Source organism: Pseudomonas kairouanensis (assembly GCF_004682055.1).
GTDB lineage: Bacteria > Pseudomonadota > Gammaproteobacteria > Pseudomonadales > Pseudomonadaceae > Aquipseudomonas > Aquipseudomonas kairouanensis.
The window spans coordinates 85,008-105,299 of sequence record NZ_QUZU01000014.1 but is presented as its reverse complement, the minus strand read 5'-3'; the positions used below and the strand labels follow the sequence as shown (position 1 = coordinate 105,299).

Annotated in this window: 20 protein-coding genes and 2 pseudogenes; 12 read left to right on the top strand and 10 right to left on the bottom strand. The window is 60.3% G+C overall.

The window, feature by feature from the left end:
• Positions 1–66 precede the first annotated feature (66 nt).
• The 3 genes from DYL59_RS13845 (at position 67) to DYL59_RS13835 (ending at position 1,561) form a co-directional block, all read left to right on the top strand.
• Positions 67–1,107 carry an alpha/beta hydrolase family protein gene (locus tag DYL59_RS13845; protein WP_135289692.1) on the top strand — a complete coding sequence of 347 codons (1,041 nt, stop codon included), beginning with the start codon at positions 67–69 and terminating at the stop codon, positions 1,105–1,107.
• Positions 1,108–1,180: 73 nt separating this feature from the next.
• Positions 1,181–1,342 (top strand): DUF2986 domain-containing protein, encoded by a 162-nt coding sequence (locus DYL59_RS13840; RefSeq protein WP_135289691.1) that lies wholly within the window; start codon positions 1,181–1,183, stop codon positions 1,340–1,342.
• Positions 1,343–1,381: 39 nt separating this feature from the next.
• Positions 1,382–1,561: a DUF1289 domain-containing protein gene (locus DYL59_RS13835; RefSeq protein WP_135289690.1), complete on the top strand. Its 180-nt coding sequence runs from the start codon at positions 1,382–1,384 to the stop codon at positions 1,559–1,561.
• Between the two features lie 3 nt (positions 1,562–1,564).
• Here the strand turns inward: DYL59_RS13835 and DYL59_RS13830 are convergent, their stop codons facing one another.
• Entirely contained in the window at positions 1,565–2,356 is a 792-nt protein-coding gene (locus tag DYL59_RS13830) for a DNA/RNA non-specific endonuclease (RefSeq protein WP_135289689.1), read from the bottom strand.
• A 94-nt stretch (positions 2,357–2,450) separates the two neighbouring features.
• A complete protein-coding gene (locus DYL59_RS13825; protein WP_135289688.1) occupies positions 2,451–3,668 on the bottom strand; it encodes an MFS transporter in 1,218 nt (405 codons plus the stop codon).
• A 123-nt stretch (positions 3,669–3,791) separates the two neighbouring features.
• Between DYL59_RS13825 and DYL59_RS13820 the strand changes: the two genes are divergently transcribed.
• A complete protein-coding gene (locus DYL59_RS13820) occupies positions 3,792–4,436 on the top strand; it encodes a TetR/AcrR family transcriptional regulator (protein WP_135289687.1) in 645 nt (214 codons plus the stop codon).
• An 18-nt stretch (positions 4,437–4,454) separates the two neighbouring features.
• Here the strand turns inward: DYL59_RS13820 and DYL59_RS13815 are convergent, their stop codons facing one another.
• Entirely contained in the window at positions 4,455–5,372 is a 918-nt protein-coding gene (locus DYL59_RS13815) for a LysR family transcriptional regulator (RefSeq protein ID WP_135289686.1), read from the bottom strand.
• Positions 5,373–5,524: 152 nt separating this feature from the next.
• Between DYL59_RS13815 and DYL59_RS13810 the strand changes: the two genes are divergently transcribed.
• From DYL59_RS13810 to DYL59_RS13780, 7 genes are all read left to right on the top strand, one after another.
• A complete protein-coding gene (locus DYL59_RS13810) occupies positions 5,525–6,046 on the top strand; it encodes a sigma-70 family RNA polymerase sigma factor (protein WP_135289685.1) in 522 nt (173 codons plus the stop codon).
• Positions 6,043–6,993, top strand: a complete 951-nt coding sequence (locus tag DYL59_RS13805; protein WP_135289684.1) for a FecR family protein — start codon at positions 6,043–6,045, stop codon at positions 6,991–6,993. Before DYL59_RS13810 ends, DYL59_RS13805 begins: the two co-directional genes overlap by 4 nt.
• A 75-nt stretch (positions 6,994–7,068) precedes the next feature.
• The gene (locus tag DYL59_RS13800; protein ID WP_135289683.1) at positions 7,069–9,480 is read left to right on the top strand and encodes a TonB-dependent siderophore receptor; all 2,412 of its coding nucleotides are present in this window, start codon (positions 7,069–7,071) and stop codon (positions 9,478–9,480) included.
• A 319-nt stretch (positions 9,481–9,799) separates the two neighbouring features.
• Positions 9,800–11,032: a hypothetical protein gene (locus DYL59_RS13795; protein WP_135289682.1), complete on the top strand. Its 1,233-nt coding sequence runs from the start codon at positions 9,800–9,802 to the stop codon at positions 11,030–11,032.
• Positions 11,032–11,898 (top strand): trypsin-like serine peptidase, encoded by an 867-nt coding sequence (locus DYL59_RS13790; protein WP_135289681.1) that lies wholly within the window; start codon positions 11,032–11,034, stop codon positions 11,896–11,898. The genes DYL59_RS13795 and DYL59_RS13790 overlap by 1 nt, the downstream gene beginning before the upstream one ends.
• 370 nt (positions 11,899–12,268) lie before the next feature.
• The gene (locus DYL59_RS13785; RefSeq protein WP_135289680.1) at positions 12,269–13,015 is read left to right on the top strand and encodes a zeta toxin family protein; all 747 of its coding nucleotides are present in this window, start codon (positions 12,269–12,271) and stop codon (positions 13,013–13,015) included.
• Positions 13,012–13,191, top strand: coding sequence for a hypothetical protein (locus tag DYL59_RS13780; RefSeq protein WP_135289679.1), 180 nt, complete (start codon positions 13,012–13,014; stop codon positions 13,189–13,191). The genes DYL59_RS13785 and DYL59_RS13780 overlap by 4 nt, the downstream gene beginning before the upstream one ends.
• A 136-nt stretch (positions 13,192–13,327) precedes the next feature.
• On the opposite strand, the pseudogene DYL59_RS13775 reads toward DYL59_RS13780, so the two are convergent.
• Positions 13,328–13,867, bottom strand: a pseudogene (locus DYL59_RS13775) (substrate-binding domain-containing protein); the annotation flags it as partial.
• On the opposite strand from DYL59_RS13775, the pseudogene DYL59_RS13770 reads away from it, so the two are divergent.
• A pseudogene (locus DYL59_RS13770) lies at positions 13,852–14,330 on the top strand (cation:dicarboxylate symporter family transporter); the annotation flags it as partial. The pseudogenes DYL59_RS13775 and DYL59_RS13770 sit on opposite strands and share 16 nt — an antisense overlap.
• 52 nt (positions 14,331–14,382) lie before the next feature.
• On the opposite strand, the gene DYL59_RS13765 reads toward DYL59_RS13770, so the two are convergent.
• From DYL59_RS13765 to DYL59_RS13745, 6 genes are all read right to left on the bottom strand, one after another.
• Positions 14,383–14,841, bottom strand: coding sequence for an Hsp20 family protein (locus tag DYL59_RS13765; RefSeq protein WP_135289678.1), 459 nt, complete (start codon positions 14,839–14,841; stop codon positions 14,383–14,385).
• Between the two features lie 134 nt (positions 14,842–14,975).
• On the bottom strand, positions 14,976–15,776 hold the full coding sequence (gene hpaI, locus DYL59_RS13760) for a 4-hydroxy-2-oxoheptanedioate aldolase (RefSeq protein ID WP_135289677.1): 801 nt from the start codon (positions 15,774–15,776) through the stop codon (positions 14,976–14,978).
• 34 nt (positions 15,777–15,810) lie between these two features.
• Positions 15,811–17,292, bottom strand: a complete 1,482-nt coding sequence (locus tag DYL59_RS13755) for an NAD-dependent succinate-semialdehyde dehydrogenase (protein ID WP_135289676.1) — start codon at positions 17,290–17,292, stop codon at positions 15,811–15,813.
• Between the two features lie 35 nt (positions 17,293–17,327).
• On the bottom strand, positions 17,328–18,869 hold the full coding sequence (locus tag DYL59_RS13750; RefSeq protein WP_135289675.1) for a UxaA family hydrolase: 1,542 nt from the start codon (positions 18,867–18,869) through the stop codon (positions 17,328–17,330).
• 56 nt (positions 18,870–18,925) lie between these two features.
• Positions 18,926–19,171, bottom strand: a complete 246-nt coding sequence (locus tag DYL59_RS31660) for a hypothetical protein (RefSeq protein WP_238340681.1) — start codon at positions 19,169–19,171, stop codon at positions 18,926–18,928.
• A complete protein-coding gene (locus DYL59_RS13745; protein WP_238340680.1) occupies positions 19,168–20,289 on the bottom strand; it encodes an MFS transporter in 1,122 nt (373 codons plus the stop codon). The genes DYL59_RS31660 and DYL59_RS13745 overlap by 4 nt, the downstream gene beginning before the upstream one ends.
• Between the last annotated feature and the right edge of the window lie 3 nt (positions 20,290–20,292).

Genomic DNA, 20,292 nt, shown 5'->3' with positions numbered 1-20,292 from the left:
TCCCCTCTACCCAAATCGGCTATTTGCGGGCATGCTGCGCGCCTCACTTCAAGGACGATAAGAACAATGAGAACCCGCCTCGCCGCCCTGTTCCTGGCATTCCTCTGCGCGCCCGTATTCGCCGACACCCTCCCTATCGGCTTCCAGAACACCACCCTCCCCGATCCGAACAATCAACGCCCGTTGCAGATGGTGGTGTGGTACCCCGCCGCTACCACCGCCAAGCCAGCGTTGATCCGCGACGACGCGGTGTTCTACGGCGCCCTCGGTGTGCCAGATGCGCCACCGGCCAGCGGCGAACACCCGCTGGTGGTGATCTCCCACGGCAACGGCGGTAATTGGGGTAACCAGGTGTGGTTGGCCAGTGCGTTGGCCCATCAGGGTTACATCGTGGCGGCGGTCAACCACCCCGGCACTACCAGCAAGGATCGCAGCCCCGCAGCCGCCGCGCAGTTGTGGCAACGGCCCAAGGACTTGAGCCGGGCCATTGATGCGGTGCTTGCCCAGCCCAAGCGCTTTGGCGCGGTGGCCAAGCACACGATTGCTGCCGTGGGCCATTCCCTCGGTGGCTGGACCGTGCTGCAAATCGGTGGTGCGCGCTTCGACCCGGTGTTGTTCGCCAAGGACTGCGCTACCCATGCGCAACTGTCCGGTTGCCAGGCCTACCAGAAGATGAACCCCGACAGCGCCCAGGTGGCGGCAGACTTGAGCGACAAGCGCATCACCGCCGTGGTGTCCCTGGACCTGGGCCTGTCGCGCGGCATGACCGATGCCAGCCTGGCCGCGATGCCCGTGCCGGTGCTGGTACTGGCAGCGGGCGTCACGGCGCCGGAGTTGCCGGCAGAGCTTGAGTCCGACGACCTGGCCCGGCGCCTGCCGAACGCATCAACACAGTATTTGAAGCTCGCCGATGCCACCCATTTCAGCTTTATGGCCATCTGCAAGCCGACGGGTGAGGCGTTGATTGAAGAGAGTTCGCCCGGGGACGGGATGATTTGCCACGATGGCAAAGGCGCGCGGCCGCGGGAAGTGATCCAGCAGCAGGTCGTGGGGTTGATCACTGAGTTCCTGGCACGCCCACCGGCCCTGCACGCAGATCGACGTTAACAGCACCCCAGGCAACGGCGGCAGTTGCTTAAGCTGGTATCATCCGGGCACTCACAACCCCGGTAAAAAACCCATGAACCGCCAAAAGAAACTGCAGCAACTGTTCAAGGCCAAAGCCAAAAAGGCCAGCGCCAAACTGGCCCCCAAATCCAAGGACAGGTACATCAGCAAGGCGGACCGATTGAAACTCGAAGCCCAGTCCACCGAAAGCCCGGTGCCGCCTGCCGAGAGCTGAGGAATCTTCAGCGACCCGTCCAACCGAACTGGTGCCCCCTTGGCTAAAGACATCGAAAACCCGTGCATTTCCATCTGCCAACTCAGCGGCGACCTGTGCGTGAGCTGCGGGCGCAGCAAGGACGACATCCGCAAATGGAAACGCATGAAACGCCCCGAAAAAATGGCCGCCGTGCAACGCGCAACGCAGCGACTCAAGGCGTTGAAAAAGGCCAAGTAACGATCAGCCGCGCCCTACCGAGCCCGATACCGGCAGATTACCCAGCAATTTCAGGCCGGTGCTTTTCACGAAGCTGTCGTAGTCCATCGGTTTCTGGATGCGGGTTTGCGCGTTGGGCAGCACATAGGCCCAGGCCCGCTTGGACGTGGCGTCATACACCAGCTTGAACAGGCGCGTCGGCACCCACACCTTGTTGTCGCCGATGGTGCTGTAGCCGCTGTCGAACAGCGGCCCGGTGAACACATACACATCACCACCGGCACGCACGGCAAACTTGCGCACATCGGCTTCGACCTTGCTCCAGATCTTGCGGTTGTTGGTTGGGTCCTGGGGCACCATATTCGACAGCGCAAATGACTGGGCCATGGCGTTGGCATTCGGTGCGTCGGCGGCCGGGGACTGATGGCCACGGTCCATGTGCTGGGCACGATAGTCGCTCAGTTCGGCGCGCCCGCCCTTGGGGATGCGCGGGTCGGCGTAGAACTGGTTGGTGCGTTCCTCGCCCTTGGCGTCTTTCAGCTGTGCGGCATTCAGGCGTTCGACCACCACCAGCGGGGTCTTGCTGGTTTGCGAATAGAGCACCGCAAAGTGATCGGAACACAGCGCCAGGGGTTTCATGCTGGCCGGCACGGTGGCGGTCTTGATCGGGTTGGCAGCGGGGAACAGTTGGGCGCAGCTGTCGAACGACAGTTGTTTTTCCTGATGGGAGTAGAGGTCTGCCACGGCCCGGGCATGGGCGCCGGTGGAGAACAACACAAGGGCCGACAGCCCTACGGCAATGTTGCGAAGGTGCATGCATTCAATCTTCGATGGGGAGTAAAGCGGCAGGCTCCGACATGCGGAGCCAAGTGGATGATATTGCAGGGTTTATTGACCGGCCTTTGTCAGATTAGTGCCCGACCACCGTAGGATTATCCGCACTACGCGCCCCCGGTGTGAACCCATGGGCGCGCGCCCCCCAGGCAATGGCCAGCGACACGCCGATCAACAGCAGCATTGCCCAGGGAAAGGACGCCACGCCCCAGGTCTCCAACAACACCCCTCCCACCACGCCACTGCCGGCAATGGCACTGTTCCACGCCACCACATTCAGCGACAGCGCCACATCTGCGCCGTCGCCGGCCGCATCCGCCAAGGCAGTTTGCAGCAAGGTCGCGGCGCCGCCAAAGCTCAAGCCCCAGATGGCCACGCCGAGGTAAATCACCAGTGGATTGCTGCCCAACAAGCCCAATACCAGGCTCACCCCCGCGAAGGTCACCAGGCTGACCAGCACGGTTTTACGCAGCAGCGGCTCGACCAGCCTGGCCGTGAGCCAGATCCCCGCCAAAGCAGCGATGCCGAACACCAGCAGCACCAGGTCAACCCGGTCTGCCAACCCCGCCGGCGCCACGAACGGTGCGATGTAGGTGTACAGGATGTTGTGGGCCAGCATCCACGTAATCACCACCGCCAGCACCGGCCGTACGCCCGGCGTGGTCAGCACTTTGCCCAGGGACAGGCGCTGGTGCGCGGCTTGGGGTGCAAAGTCCGGAACCTTCACCAGCACCCACACAATCAGCACCAGCGTCAGCGCCGACATCAGTCCGAAGGTAGTCCGCCAACCCACCAGGCCACCCAGCCATGTGCCCAGCGGCACCCCCAACGACAGCGCAATCGGCGTGCCCACCATCGCCAAGGCCAACGCCTTGCCCTGTTGGTGGGGCGCAACCATGCGCCGGGCGTAACCGGCCAGCAGGCTCCACGCCAACCCAGCCGCCACACCGGCAAAGAAGCGCGCCACCAGCGTCACGCCATAATGGGACGACAACGCCGTGATGGAGTTGAACAGCAGGAAGCCAACGATGGTCAGCAGCAGCACATTGCGTCGGCGCCAGCCACGCGTGGCGATGGTCATCGGGATCACCGCCAGCACCGAACCCAGTGCGTACGCGGTGACCATCTGCCCAGCCATCGACGGCGAAATCGCCAAACCCTCGCTGATCAACGGCAGCAGGCCGGCAGGGAGGGTTTCGGTGACGATGCAGATGAAGCCGGTCATGGCCAACGCGAGCAAGGCGCCGATGGGCAGGCGCTCGGATGACGCCGATAAGGTGAGTGAGGGGGTCACGGGAAGCTCCTAGGATGGGATTTAAATACTGATCGATACAAATGTTGAGGGCGTCCGTGGCACGTTGTCAACGACTTCTGTATCGACTAGTATTTATCTCGCTTCCCCCACCGGAGATCTCACATGGCACAAATGGGCCGCCCGCGTAATTTCGACCGTGACCACGCCGTGGACCAGGCCCTGCACCTGTTCTGGCAATACGGCTACGACGCCACCTCACTCGCCCAACTCAAGGCCGGCCTGGGGGGCGGTATCTCCGCGCCGAGTTTTTATGCTGCGTTCGGTTCCAAGGAGGCGCTGTTCGATGAGTGCGTGCAGCGCTATTTGTCGACCTACGCCCAAGTCACCGAATGCCTGTGGGATGAAACCCTCGCGCCGCGCCAGGCCATCGAAACCGCCCTGCGCCAGTCGGCGCGCATGCAGTGTGAAGACGGCCATCCCAAAGGCTGCATGGTGGCCCTGGGCGCGATGAGTGCCCCCAGCCCGGACAATGCGCGGGTGGCGCAGGGCTTGAACCAGTCGCGCCTGCGCACCCGGGCCGGGATCATCGCGTGTGTGGCCCGTGGGGTGGGTGCCGGGCAGTTGCCCCACACCCTTGACCCGGTGGTGTTGGCGACGGTGTATGACAGTTTCCTGCAAGGCATTTCGATCCTGGCGCGGGACAACGTGCCGCACGCCACCATCGATGCCGCGATCACGCAGTTGCTGATGACCTGGGACGTCGCGGCATCCATTGCCCCACCCATTCGGCCTGTCCCAGGCAACTAACCCTTGTGGCTAGGGGGTTCAAGCCTGTTGCTGAACGCACGCCAGCAGGAAATCCACAAACGCTCGCACCCGATGGGGCAAATACCGCCCGTGGGGATACAGCAACGTAAACGGTCGCGACCTGCCGCCAAAGGGTTTCAACACTTCCACCAGGCTGCCATCCGCCAGTTCCTGCTCGACAATGAATTTGTACGTCTGGAACAACCCCGCCCCATGCTTGGCCAGGGTGACGCCGCCCAGCACATCGTCGGAACAGCTGTAACCCGCCTGCCCTGCAAACTCCAACGTCTTGCCGTCCACCTGGAACAACCAGGGGATGCGCCGGCCATTGCTCGGCAGTTCGTACTGGATGCATTCATGCGCAGGTAAATCCTCCAGCACCTGTGGGACACCAGCGCGTTGCAGATAGGACGGTGCCGCGACCACCACCAGTTCGCCGTCTTCCAGCAGCCGCGCAATCAATGAGGAGTCTGGCTGGGCACGCACGCGGATGGCCAGGTCATAGCCTTCCGCGACAAAGTCGATATTGCGGTTGCTGATATGGATATCCACCGTCACCTGCGGGTACAGCGCGCGAAACTTCGGCAACAGCGGTAACAGGCGATGGTGGGCGTAGGTGGTCGGAATACTGATACGCAGCAGGCCCGAGGGCACGGACTGGGCGCCCATCACGGCCTGCTGGGCTTCCACCAGTTGGGTCAGCCCCTGGCGGCATTGCTCGAAAAAAGTCCGGCCGCTGTCGGTGAGCGCAATGTTGCGGGTAGTGCGCACAAACAGACGCGCACCCAAGCGTTCTTCCAGGCGCGAAATACTGCGGCTCACGGCCGCCGGGGTGACACCAGCGACCTGAGCGGCGGCGGTGAAACTGCTGGCTTCGGCGGCCAGGCAGAACAACTCGATGCTGCCCAGCTGCAAATCTTCAAAATGGCGCTTCATGATTGATTACACCGCGTAGGGGACCAACAAGGACTCAGCCTGTTTATCAGCCTTGACGGCACAAATACAGCAACCCGTGCTGGCCACGCTTGCTTTCGCTGATGGCACACCGCTAATCTTGCGAATAATTCTTATCCGCAGACTTACCCTCCATGTCGGCCAGCGAACTTCACCTGAACCAGGTCGTCCATGCGCTCTACGCCGAGCACCATGGCTGGTTGTTCGGCTGGCTGCGTAAAAAACTCGGTTGCCCCGCTAACGCTGCGGATTTGTCCCACGATACCTTTGTAAGAATCCTCGCGTCCCGCGACGCGCTAGGCAGCCTGCGCGAACCCCGCGCCTTCCTCACCACCACGGCGCGCCACCTGATTATCGACCGCGCGCGCCGTCGCCAACTGGAAGACGCCTACCTGCGGGAACTGGCGCTGACCATCGAGATGATGGAGCACTGCCAGCAATCCCCGGAACAGATCCTGGTTACCCTTGAAGCCCTGGAACAGATCGCCTTCGTGCTCGACGGCCTGGCCGTGAATGCGCGGCAGGCGTTCTTGCTGTACTTCCTCGAAGGCCTGCGCCAAAGCGAAATCGCCAGCCGCCTTGGGATTTCCGAGCGCATGGTGCGCAAGCACCTGATGAACGCCCTGATGCATTGCAACCACGCGCTGGACGTATGAGCGCCGACCTCGACCAACAAGCCGCCAACTGGGTGATCCGCCTGAACGAGGGCAACCTCAGCGAACGTGAGCAGCAGCAATTGGAACGCTGGATAGCCGCCGATCCTCGCCACGGCGCAGCCTTTGAGCGCTTGCAAGGTTTTGTCGGGCGCCTGCAAGCCTTACGGCCCCAACAGGCGCCCGTGCAGGCCGCGTTGGAAGCGGCGCGGGTTCGCCGTCGCAACCCGGCCGGTCGCGTGCTGCTGGGCCTGTTGGTGGCCTTGCCGGTGGCCCTGGCGCTACGGGCTTATCCGCCCGGCTACCTGCTGGCCGACCAACGCACTGCGCCTGCGCACTGGCAACAGGTCAGCCTGGAAGACGGCTCGCAACTGACCCTGAGCGGCAACAGCGCCGTGGACCTGACCTTCAACGGCCAGCAACGCCAGGTGCGGTTGCTGCGCGGCGAGATCCTGGTGCAAGTGGCCCACGATGGCGCAAGGCCTTTTACAGTGGTCACCGACGACGGGCAGATGCGCGCCCTTGGTACGCGCTTCACCGTCAAGCGCGAGGCGAACGGCACTTTGCTGAGCATGCTCGAATCCACCGTCGCCGCCAGCGACGCGGGCCACCACGACGACCTGAAGGTCAGCGCTGGCCAACAGGCACGCATCACCCCGGACGCGGTGACACTGCTGGGCAAGATCGACCCGCGCAGCACCGACGACGCCTGGAAGCATCGTCAATTGGTGGTGCAGGACCGGCCCTTGCCCGAAGTGCTCGACGAACTGGCGCGCCAATACGGCGGGCATGTGCAGTTCGACCGCGCGCAACTGGCCGACCTGCGGGTATCGGCTGTACTGCCGCTGGATAACCCGCGCCGCGCCCTGCAATTGATTGCCGATGGCCTGCCGGTGCGCATCCGCACGTTCAGCCCGTTGTGGCTGCAGATCGAACGCCAGGAAAAATAGTTTCGCGTACCGGTTCCGCTTTTGGCCACTGCCCCGTCAAGGAAGAAAGCACCTCAAATAACAGGAATTTCTTCCATGTCGCGCCACCTCAAGCGTTCCCCCTTGCCCCTCGCCCTGGCTATCAACCTGGCCAGCCTGACGGCCCTGAGCCTGGCCATCAGCAGCCCGGTGGCCGCACAGGAAGCGGCGCGTTATGCCATCGCTGCCGGCCCCCTGGGCCCGGCGTTGAACCAGTTCGCTCAGCAGGCCCATGTGGCGCTGCTGTTCGACAGCCAGACTGTCGCGGGCCGCACCACCGGCGGCTTGCAAGGTGAGTTCCCAGTGGCCCAGGGCTTCGCCCAATTGCTCAACGGCAGCGGCTTGCAGGCGGTGCAAGGTGCCAACGGTTATGTGCTGGTGGCGCTCAACACCAGTGGCTCACTGGAACTGGGCCCGACGTCGGTCACCGGCCTGAGCGAAGAAAGCAGCACCGAGCACGTCAAGGGTTACGTGGCCACGCGCAACCTCAGCGCCACCAAGACCGACACGCCGATCATCGAGACCCCGCAATCGCTGTCGGTGGTCACCAGTGACGAGATCCGCGACCGGCAATCGGAAACCCTGTCGCAAACCCTCGACCTCACGCCGGGCTTTACCAGCCAACCCACCAGTTTCAACCGCACTTCCGACCGCTTTCGCATTCGCGGCTTCGATGTGGAATCGGCCACCGGCGGCTCCCTGCGTGACGGCCTGCGCCTGCAAAACAACTCCTATGACGGCGTGCAGGAACCCTACGGCCTGGAACGCGCCGAGGTGATTCGCGGCGCGGCATCGGTGCTGTATGGCCAGCTGTCGCCGGGCGGCTTGATCAACACCGTGAGCAAACGCCCAAGCCAAACGCCCTACCATGAGATCAACCTGCAAGCCGGGCAGAACAACCGCAAGCAGCTGTCCGCCGACTTCACAGGCCCCGTGGGCGACAGCGATACCCTGAGCTATCGCCTGACCCTGCTGGACCGCAAGAGCGACACCGCCGCCGACCACATCAACAACGACAAGGTCTATGTGGCCCCGGCCCTCACCTGGCGGCCCGATGACGACACCTCGCTGACCCTGCTGTCGTTCTACCAGAAGACCGAGACCGGCTTCTCCGCGCCCCTGCCCTATCAGCTCACCAAAGGCGTGGGCAGCGGCAGGTTTCAGATCGGCCGCCATGACTTTATCGGCGAGCCGGACTACGACGAAATGAACGGCGAGATGTCGGCGCTCGGCTATGAGTTCGAGCACCGCTTCGATGAGCACACGCGCATCAGCCACAAGCTGCGTTACTACCAATCGGAGGTGACCTGGCGCTACCTGCAGGTCAACATCGCTGGCACCAACATCGGTACCGCGCAAACCACGGGCATCCTGCGCCGCCAATACAGCGATCGCGAAGAACGCTCGCGGGGCCTGGCCAGCGATACCAACATCGAGAGCAAATGGCAGTTCGGCGACTGGCAGCACACGTTCCTGTTGGGCTTCGATGGTTATGACACCAGCTACGACTCCCACAACTTCCGTGGCAATGCACCGTCGTTGAACCTGGCGACCTACCCATACGGCCAGCCGGTGGTGGTAAACAAAAACCCCGCCACCGACCGGGGCTCGCAGATCGACACGCTGCAAAAAGGCATCTACTTCCAGGACCAGATCAAGTTCGATGAGCGTTGGATCCTGCTGTTGGGCGGGCGGCATGACTGGGCGGACCAGCACACCGAACTGTTTCGCAACGGGGCCGATAGCGGTAAAAGCGATGAAGCCACCACGTGGCGCGCAGGCCTGGTGTACAAGGCCGACAATGGCCTGGCGCCGTACATCAGCTACAGCGAATCGTTCTTTCCGGTGGCAGGTACCAACAAAGCCGAGCAAAGCTTTGTGCCCACCGAAGGCCGGCAGTATGAAATCGGAATCCGCTACCAACCCGAAGGCAGTGCCACCCTGCTGAGTGCGGCGGTGTACCAGTTGGAGCAGAAAAACGTACTGAGCCAGGACCGGACCGATATCAATTTCTCGGTGCAGGTTGGCGAAGTGCGCTCCCGAGGGTTCGAGCTGGAAGCCAAGACTGAAGTCACCCCCAACCTCAGCCTGATCGCGTCCTATGCCTACATCGACGCACGTATCACCAAAAGCGATATTGCCAGCGAAATCGGCCAGCGCAGCGAAGACACCCCCTACCATCAGGCCGCCCTGTGGGCCGACTACCGCCTGGCGGCACTCGGCGTGCCACAGCTGCGCATCGGCGGCGGCGCGCGTTATAAAGGCACCACCCAGGCTTCCGGCGTGCCGTCATCAATGCCTGCCTACACCCTGTACGACGCCCGCGCCAGCTATGAGATCGACCCGCATTGGGAGGTTGCGCTCAACGCCAACAACGTCACCAACAAGCGCTATACCTACTGCGAGTTTGCGATTTGCCGGTATGGGGATGAGCGGCAGTTGGTCAGCTCGCTGACTTATCGCTGGTAAGCGTGATGGCGCATTGCGCAGGCAACACATTTCAAAGGAGGGAGGACCGTGAGCCCCGATAGAAATAAGCCTGCAATAAACCGTCTGTTGAGCTGCGCCAATGGACTATTTCGCAGTACTGGCGCAAGCATTTTTTGCTGCTAGGCTCACCGACAGCGCACCATTCAGGGGGAGTTTTGTTGCGCGTTACATTGCTAACAAAAATATAAGCTCGACTTTGCGAGAAGTTATGCGTCAGAAGTCCATTTGAGTTGATGCGGTGGCACAGCTGGGTTGAACAGATTCCCCGTTCGATTTTGACTTCACAGAGAGCGCAATCATGACTCGATCAGCTTATCAGGCGACAGCCACCGCTTTCGCCTTGGTACTAACGCTTACCGCATGTGGCTCCATTGTTAAAAGCTCTTCAAAAAGCCCAGGAAGTTCAGGCGTAGCTTATATGCTCCCCAAAGCCTTGCTGCCGGTGGAACTGACTGAGCGGTCCGGCGCTTTTACTTTGTCGGTGAAGGAGCCGCTGGTTACTGGCGATCCGACAAAGCAGTTTGTCCTTGAGCGTTCTGCTAATCCATTCAGTAGCGACAATGTTCAGGTTACCGTCGGTGCAAACACGGGACTGCTGCAAGCTGTAAAAGTCGAATCAACGGACCAATCCCTTTCGACGATCGTAAAACTTGTCAGCGCTATCAGGGCCGAAGCTGCGGACACGGGGGCCGCCCCAAACTTGGTCTACCGCGGCCTGTTGGACCCAAGCGAGGGCGTAAAAACGCTCAATGTCGATCTAAACCGAGCGGCTATCGGCTACCTCAGGACTCGCCAGGCGCTCTCATGCAGCACACCAGACTCAACCGAATGCACGGCCGTCAGGCAGTTGGCACAGGTCGTTAACGGGCGAGCATTCGGGGTTGAACTGAACGCTGCCTCCGCCACGCCGGCGTCGACCTCAGGTGAGGCGGTGAACTGCAATGTAGGCCTGTGTTACCGCCAGAACCTCCCTTACATACTGAAACTTACAGGCCCAAATGGTGAGTCCAACACCGCTCTGGCGTTACTTCCAAATAGTTCGCCGACCTATGTTCTACCCGTTGAACGTTGGGCGTTTGTAAAGAGCACGCACGACATCAAGTTGCAAGATGGTGTACTGCAGTCGGTCACGACTGATCGACCAAGTTCCGCACTGGCCGTTGCCAGCGCACCGGTGGATGCCGCCAAGGCTGTATTCGGTGCCGTCGGTGAGGTTCTTCAACTCAAAATAGACTTGAGTGGCAAAGAAACTGCCTTGGCAAATGCCAAGATTGCAGAAATCAACGCCAAATCCGACCTCGATAAAGCGTTGCTAGCTAAAAATGGCGCAAAGGCGGAAGCCGTGCTGTTCGGTTCTGGAACCAATAGTTCGGCGCTGGCAACTCTCACCGTCGGATCACCGCAGGCCAGCGATGCGCTTGGCGGACTGCACACGGAGAGTCCCCCGGTACAGAATGCACCGCCAGCAGGTATGAGACAGACCCAGTCCAATGATGGTGATATCGGGACAGACGTCTCAGGGGGACACTAATGAAAGAGCCTTCTGCCTTAACGGCGCCTCGGTTTCGCCCCGACTTCATGATTCAGAGTAACAATGGAGGACGCCTTGAACCGGTCGCCGACTTCAATGCTTCACGGGTAATGGCCCAGCAGTTTCGTCGGCGCCTTTTACCGGCTCGATTGCGGCAAGAGTCGCTACGCGATTATTCATCCCATGGGATTGCTTTTGCGCAATCGTTTTTTGGCAATGATGATCGAACGCCCACTCCGAGCACCACAGCCCTTCCCTGGCGCTGTATCTGTCAATTAGTGGTAGAGGGTGTGCACCCAGGTCGGCAACTGTTGGGCACCGGTTGGCTTGCCGGTCCTCATACCGTAATCACTGCGGGGCACAACCTATTCAATCCCGAGACTAATAATGGAGCCACACGCATTACGGTCGTCCCAGGTAGGGATGGGGATGTGGCTCCATTTGATTATTATGTGGCTGGCGACTTCAGGGTTCACCAAGGGTGGTACGAGTCGGGTAACCAGCATCAAGATGTCGGAGTCGTCTGGCTGCAAAAGCCACTAGGTAAGCGCCTGGGATGGTTTGGTATCGCATCGTACAGCGACAAGGATCTGGTCGACCTGATCGTCAACACCGCCGGCTATCCGGCTGATAAGCGTATCGGCACTCAGTGGTTCAACGCAGGACGTATCGATAGCGTCGATGCAGACACGCTCTACTATGGGCTGGATACTCAGCCGGGCCAAAGTGGCAGCCCGGTGTTCCAGTTCGACGCCCAAAGCCGGCGAGTCGCATTGGCCGTCCACGCCTATGGCGCAGATGATCGCAACCAGGGTATCCGTATAAACGACGAGATCTACGACCTCTTCAGCAGTTGGATACGATAATTGCGATACCGTGAGTTCGTGCAAAAAGCCGATGCAATCAAGGCCGCACGGGCTTGCACTCAAGGCTTTTAAATTTCGCTCTTGGTTCAGAGAATTCAGAACACCGAAAAATCCAAGACAAAAAAAGCCTGCGCCTCTGCAGGCTTTTCACTATCTGGCTCCACGACCTGGATTCGAATCAGGGACCCAATGATTAACAGTCATTTGCTAGCTGTTAGTCATAACCACTCGATGAAGCCCAGACGCGCTGAATCAGGCTTCAAGGCAAGACAATACGACCTCGTAATGATCGTGAAACACATCTCATGCCCACGCCCCGGAAACTGATGCTGTAATTTCACTTCCAGAAATACATGGGGCTTAGTCAAGCATGACAGCGCAAGAATTGGCCATTGAGCAAGCGGCCTTCGAATTCGCCAGAGATAATCGCGCTGCCTTGGCTCGGCATATCGCGGATACCGAGATGTACCTCAGTGAAGAGGTGCCGTTTACGGTATTCATGGCAGGCTCACCTGGTGCCGGCAAAACAGAAGTGTCCAAGGCCCTCGCGGAGGACTTGGACGCGCGAAATCTAAGCCTGGACTCCAAGCGAGTGCTGCGCATCGATCCCGACGAGTTCCGTTGTCTTATTCCTGGTTACGACGGTGGCAACTCATACCTGTTTCAACGCGCAGTGACGAAGATCCTTGAAAAAGTTCTAGACCGAGCCTTCGACAAACGGTTGTCATTCATTCTGGATGGAACCATGGCCAACCTTGAGGTAGCCAGGCGAAACGTCGACCGCGTATTGGGAAACCGCAGAAACGCCCAAATTCTTTATGTATACCAGCGCCCTGAACTGGCATGGCAGTTTGTTCAGGCTAGAGAGCTCACAGAGGGACGAAATATCCCGTTGCAAGAGTTCGCCAGGCAGTTCGTTGCCGCAAGAAACAACGTCATCGAGCTAAAGCGCTGTTATGGGAACCAAGTCCATATCGATCTACTGATTAAAAACTTTGACGGTGGTGGCCAGTGGGCCGAACTCGACGCAACTGGCGATAGAATTGACGCCCTGATTCCCCAAACCTATGATCAGGTACAGCTTGTAAAGCTGTTAACAGAGGTACGTAACCAATGAGCACAAAAAATATCAGGAAAACCAGCGCCTTAACTGAGTTTTTCACCAACACGCCTGCCGACACCCGCCGCGAAATTCTGATGGGCGCCATCGATAAGGCCAACACCTCCCAACGTGAGGTTGTGCAAAAAGCCGACGCAATCAAGGCCGCACGGGCTTGCGCTCAGGGCTCTTGAATTTCGCTTTTGGGTCAGAGAACTCAAAATACTGAAAAAATAAATGCAAAAAAGCCTGCATCTCTGCAGGCTTTTCTCTGTCTGGCTCCACGACCTGTACTCAAACCTTGGGGCCAATGATTAACAGCCATTTGCTCTAGAACAACAACCGTGAAAAATCACAGCACGCCTGGGCCAACCTGGCCACGTCCTGGTTCAGGCCAAACTGCCGGTCCACCCGGTGCAACGCCACGTACTGGATATCCGGCAACGCCGGCTGGGTGACGAGGGCACGCAAGGTGCCTTGTTCGATCAAATGGGACAGGCACCCCACCGGCAGGTAACTCACGCCAATCCCCGACAACGCAAGCCCTGCCTGCACCAGCAGGTTGTGGCTGGTGAGGGTGCGCGGCAGTTGGATGTTGTGCGTGGCCAGCCAGCGTTCGTAGATCATCCCCGTGCCCGACTGCGAGCCTTGGGTGAGCACGGTGTAGCTGGCCAGGGTTTCCAGGCTGATGGGGTCGGCGTCCGGGATCAGCCCAGGGGAACACATCCAGGCGTTTTCCACGCGTTGCAGCGGCGTGCTGTGAAAGCGCGGGTCGCTGTACACGTCGGGCACGATCACCAGGTCCAACTGGTCGCTTTCCAGCTTGCGAAACAACTCGCTGCTGAGCTCCACCCAAGGATGAGCTGATACTGGCCTTCTCCACCGCCAGCTCGGCGTCGGTGATGCCGCCACTGATGAAAAAGCTCGAAACCTACGGCGTACCGCCTTCGCTGGTGAGCTTTGTGGTGCCGGTGGGTTACTCGTTCAACCTGGATGGCGCCTCGCTGTTCCTCGGCATCGGCACCTTGTTTGTGGCGCAGCTGTACGGCATCGACCTAAGCCTGGGTGACCAGGCACTGCTGGTGGTGACCATGGTGCTCACCTCCAAGGGCGCAGCTGGCGTGCCAGGGTTTATGTTTGTGATCCTGTCAGCCACCTTGGCCAGTGCGGGCTTGCCGTTGGAAGGCATCGCGTTTATCGCCGGGTGTATCGGTTGATGGAAATGCCGACCACCGCATTGAATGTGCTGGGTAATGCGTTGGCGCCGTTGGTGATTGCCAAGTGGGAGGGGCGTGGGGCCGAGCTGGGCGCCCAGGCAAATTACACACGCTAGGCTCTGGCACACGAACAAAGGCGCTCCGAAGAGCGCCTTTGTTCATTTCAGGTTACTGCTCGCTGATCGATTTGGGTTCAGCTTTTTCGCCACCCTCAATCGCAATGCGTTTTGGCTTGGCCTCCTCCGGTACAGCCCTGAGCAAATCAATGCTCAGCAGGCCATTGGAAAGCCGTGCGCCCTGCACTTCGATGTGGTCGTCCAGGCGGAACGACAAGCGAAATGCACGCTGTACGATCCCCTGATGCAGGTAGGTGATGTCATCCCTTTGCTCACGCTTGCTGCCGGAGACGGTCAACACGCCTTTTTCCACCTGGATGTCCAGGTCGTCCTGCGCCATGCCAGCGGCCGAGATGACGACCCGATAGTGGTCATCGCTCAGCTTCTCGACGTTGTGCAATGGGTAAGCCGTACCGGCCTCGCTGCGCAGCGCCGATTCGAACAGGTCGTTGAACCGGTCAAAGCCAACGGAGTGGCGAAACAGAGGTGCCAACGAAGAAGTAGTAGCCATAGCAAAATCTCCTGAGTGTTCTCCAAGTGATTTAACTCGCGACCCGAATGTGGCATCGCGTACCGCCTATGTAGGTTCAGCGCAGAAAAATTCAAGGGCCAAAACTACAAGCGGCGGTATGGCTACATAAGCTGTCAGTAGGGTGAGGCACCGCTAGCGGGGGATGCCGATACGGCACCAAGACCGAAGTCGTTTGCCAGCCCACGGGTTGCCCGTGCCAGCAGGGTCAGATCCAGCCCCACCGCGACGAAGCTGGCGCCCAACTCGAGATAGTGCCGAGCGAGTCTGGCATCGCCGGTCAGCGTGCCAGCGGCTTTGCCACTGGCAACAATGGTGCGTATGGCGCGCTCTATCGCTTGCTGCACCTCAGGGTGTTCAGGATGCCCACGGTGCCCCATTGATGCGGCTAGATCAGCTGGCCCAATGAACACGCCATGCACGCCGTCGACGGCACAGATGGCTTCGAGGTTCTCCAGTGCAGCCCTGGATTCAGCCTGCACCAATAAGCAGACATCGTCATTGGCCGTCTCCAGGTAGTCGGTGTGGCCGCCCCAACGCGAAGCCCGCGCGGCCGCTGCACCGACGCCTCTTGTGCCTTGCGGCGGGTAGCGGGTCGCGGCCGCCAGGGCGATGGCTTGCTCGGCGGTATCGACCATGGGCACCAGCAATGTTTGAACGCCAATGTCGAGCAGCTGTTTGATCATTGCGGGGTTGCCATCGACCGTGCGGGCCACCGGGTGGGACGGGTAAGGCGCAATGGCCTGCAGCTGTGCCAGTGTGCTGCGCACGTCGTTTGGCGCGTGCTCACCGTCGATCAACACCCACTGGAAGCCGGCTGTGGCGCAAATTTCGGCACTGTAGGCATTGGCCAGCGAAAGCCACAGGCCAATCTGCTTATCGCCTCGCGAAAGCGCGGTCTTGAACGGGTTTGCCATGATGGTCTCTACTCCTCTGTTGTTTTTGTCGGAACTAGTTCAGGCCGCCCTGGCACAGGTATTTGATGTGCATGTAGTCTTCCAGGCCGTAGCGTGAACCCTCACGGCCATACCCCGACTCTTTGACCCCGCCAAAGGGTGCGGCCTCAGCGGCGAGCGCCCCTTCGTTGATGCCCACGATGCCCGACTCCAACGCCTCGGCGACGCGCCAGACGCGCTTGACGTCCTGGGTGTAAAAGTAGGCCGCCAACCCGAACGGCGTGTCGTTGGCCAGTTCGATCACTTGCGCTTCAGTCGTGAAGCGGAAGATGGGCGCCACGGGGCCAAAGGTTTCTTCATTACAGAGTTCCATCTGCGCGGTCGCATTGATCAACACGGTCGGCGCGTAGTAGTTGGGACCGTCGGCCACAGCGTCGCGCACAGGTCGTCCGCCGGTGGCGATTGCAGCGCATTTTGCAACCGCGTCATCCACGTGGCGTGCGATCTTGTCGATGGCGCGCGCGTTGATCATCGGACCAATCTGAGAATCGCTGTGGGAGGCTGGCCCAACCTTCAGCGCACTGACTCTGGCCACCAGCTTTTCAACGAATTGATCGTGAACCGCGCTTTGCACATAGATCCGATTGGGGCACACGCAGGTCTGGCCGCCATTACGAAACTTGGAAACCATGAGGCCGTCCACGGCAGCGTCGAGGTCCGCATCATCAAACACGATGAAGGGGGCATTGCCGCCCAGTTCGAGTGAGCACTTTTTCAAGGTGTCGGCGGACATTCGGGCCAGGTGTTTGCCCACGGGCGTTGACCCGGTAAAGGTGATCTTGCGTACCCGCGAATCAGCCAGCCAAGCGTTGACGACTTCGGGTGTACGCTCGCGCGAAGCGGTGACGATGTTCAGTGTGCCTGGCGGAAAGCCTGCTTCCTCAGCCAGGCGCACAAGCGCAAGGGACGTCAGTGGCGTGTCTTCGGCGGGCTTGCAGACCACGGTGCAACCGGCGGCCAGTGCGGGCGCGATCTTGCGGGCAATCATCGCCGCCGGAAAATTCCAGGGGGTGATCGCGGCGACCACGCCAACGGGCTCCTTGATTGCCGTCATGCGCCGACCCGAGACCGGCGCTGGGATCACATCGCCGTAAGCGCGCGTCGCTTCCTCGGCAAACCACTCGACATAACTGGCGGCGTAGACCACTTCGCCCCGCCCCTCGGCCAGCGGCTTGCCCTGCTCCAGCGAGATGAGACGGCCCAGGTCTTCCTGATGTTCCAGGATCAGCGCGTTCCAGCGTTTGATCAGTTGCGCGCGCTGTTTGGCTGGGGTGCTGCGCCAAGCGGCAAACGCCGAATGAGCGGCATCGACGGCGGCACGGGCGTCAATCGCGTTGCTGTCGGGCACTTGGGCGATATAACTGTCGTCAGCCGGGTTGGTGACCGTCAACAGCGCCTCTGGATCTCGGGTGTGCCATTGGCCGCCAATGAAATTCTGCGTTCGAATCAGGTCAGTGCGAGTCAGTTTCAGGTTCATGTCGAGGTTCCTCAAGGGTGTGCAAAGGGGTTGGATCAACTGACGATGCCCAGGTGCCAGGGCACGAACTCGTGATCCCCAAGCCCCAACAATTCGCTCTTGGTCGAGGCGCCTGAAGCCGCCTGCAGAATGTGTTCGAAGATGCGTTCTCCCATCTGCTCAACCGACAACTCACCGTCAAGAATGAGCCCGCAGTTAATGTCCATGTCCTCTTCCAGACGGGTGAACATCGGGGTATTGCTGGCGAGCTTGATCGTCGGCGCAGGCTTGCTCCCGAACATCGAGCCCCTGCCCGTGGTGAAGCAAATGAGGTTTGCACCACTGGCGATTTGACCGGTTGCCGCGACAGGGTCGTAGCCCGGTGAGTCCATGAACACGAACCCCGCCTTGTCGATCGGCTCGGCATACTCGTACACCGCCTGCAACGGCGTGGTGCCGCCTTTCATGGCAGACCCCAGGGATTTTTCGAAGATATTGGCCAGACCTCCAGCCTGATTACCGGGGCCGACGACACCATTGAACTGCCCGTTCTGACCGCGTGTGTATTCTTCCCACCAGGCCAGCCGGTCCAATAACTTTTGGCCCACCTCGACACTGACCGCACGACGCGTGAGCATGAACTCCACACCGTGGATCTCAGGCGTCTCCGACAGAATGGCCGTGCCGCCATGCCGCACGAGAATGTCCATCGCGGCGCCCAATGCCGGGTTGGCGGTGATGCCGGAAAAGCCATCGGAACCGCCGCATTCCAGCCCGATCTTCAGGTGCGCCGCACTCACCGGCACACGCTTGACTGCGTTGGCTTCGGGCAGCATCGCTTCGATCGCCGCAATACCCTGAGCGATGGTTTCACGCGTGCCGCCGGTGTCCTGCATCACGAATGTGCGCAGGTGACTATCGGGCACCAACTGCTGGGAATCGACAAGGTTGGCCACCTGGTTGCGCTCGCAACCCAGCCCGACGATCAGCACGGCCGCCAGGTTGGGATGGCGCGCGTACCCGGCAATGGTGCGCTGCAGCAGGTCGAAGTGAGGGCTGGGGGACGACATGCCGCACCCACTCGTTTGAGCGAATGCGACGACGCCATCGACATTCGGGTAGGCGGCGAGCCGCTCGGGCGTGAAGTGTTCGGCGATCTTCTTGATCACGGTTGACGAGCAGTTCACCGACGACAGCAGCCCAATGAAGTTGCGCGTGGCAACGCGGCCGTCTGCCCGTACGATCCCCATGAACGTCGCGCGTTTCTCCGGGGCTACGTAGTTCACCGGGCGCACATCCTCACAGAAGCCTGGGTCTCGATCGAAATCGATGAGTGCGATGTTGTGGGAGTGAACGTGCTCGCCCTTGGTGATAGTGCGCGACGCTACACCGATTATGGTGTCGTACTTACGCACGGGCTCACCGCACAGGATGTCCTGCGCTGCGATCTTGTGCCCGGCCGGCACTTGCGCCCGGCTGCGTACGCCCAGTTCAGTCAGCTCGTCCCCAAGGCCGATCAAATGGCGAGCGATGAGCACGTTGTCATTGGCATGCAGACGTATGAGTCTGTGAGTGGCATGGGGCGTGGTAGTCGTCATAAAACAGTCCTGGCATCCAGATTACGGCATCGGTGTCGTTGAAACGCAGCGGCGCTTCAGGCTTTAGCGGCGATAGAGGCAGGGCCGTGCTGAGGCTCGGTCGGCATGGGCGCGACGATGGGTTCGACCTTCTTGAGCAGCAGGGCGTAGTTCAAGATGCCCAGCATTCCGAGCACTGCCGAGAAGACCAACGCCATTTTGAACGAGCCGGTCGAGGCCACGATAAACCCGGTGATCACCGGCCCCAGTACGCCGCCGAAGTTCGCCACCATGTTCTGCAATCCGGCGACGGTGGAGGTCATGTTCTTGGGCGCAACGTCACCCGGCAGCGCCCAGACTTGCGAGGCCGCGACGGTGGTTCCGGCCTTGGCGATGCACAGCAGCAATACCGTGAGCCCGAGGTGGTCAACGGCGCCAGACCGATACACAGCGCCATTGAAAGACCCACGATCAGAAACAGTTTGCGTGTCGCGGTTAACGACAGGCGCCCGCTGTGGACCACCCTGTCGGACAGCCAGCCGGCAGCGATCTCGGCGAACAGGCCGCAAATCAGCGGAAGCGAGGCGACCAGGCCCATTTTCAGCAGGCCCATCCCCTGCTCTTTTACAAGGTAGGTGGGCAACCAGGTGATGAAGAAGTAGGAGATGTAGTTGATGGTGAAGAAGCCCAGGCACATCGCCCAGATATTGCGGTACTTGAGCAGTTCGTACCATTTCATCGGGATCGTGTTATCCACACCGTGCTGCTGGGTCTGCCCGCCTCGGATGTACTCGACCTCGGCGGCGTTGGCGCTACGGTGTTTCTCTGGGGTATCCGAGAAATACCACCACCAGATCAGGCTCCAGACCAAACCGGCCAGGCCCACGATCACAAACGTCATGCGCCAGTCGAACGTCATCATCAGCATCACAATGAGCGGCATTGCCACGGCACCGCCGAATTTCGAGGCACTGTCGAACAGCCCGGAAATGGTTGCCCGTTCCTTGTCCGGGAACCATTTTGACGCGATCCCGGCATTGGCCGGATAAGCGCCGGCTTCACCGACGCCCAGTGCCACTCGCAGGCCAACCAGGGATGCAAAACCTGTCGCAAGCCCTGTCGCCGCTGTGGCAAGCGACCATGAACCTACGGCGATCCCAAGCCCCATTTTCTGCCCAAACTTGTCAGCCACCCAGCCAGCCGGGATTTGCAGCAGCGCGTAAGACCAGAAAAACGCAGACAAGACGATCCCCATCATTTCGGGGGTGAGGCTGAACTCATTGATGAGCTCGGGAGCGGCGACCGAGAGCACGGTGCGGTCGATGTAGTTGATGGCGATGGCAAACCACATCAGGGCGGCCACAACCCAACGAGCGTTGGATTTTTTGCCTTGCTTCACCACGGTGTCATTTAACGGTTTTGTAGGCATAGGAGTGCGCATTGC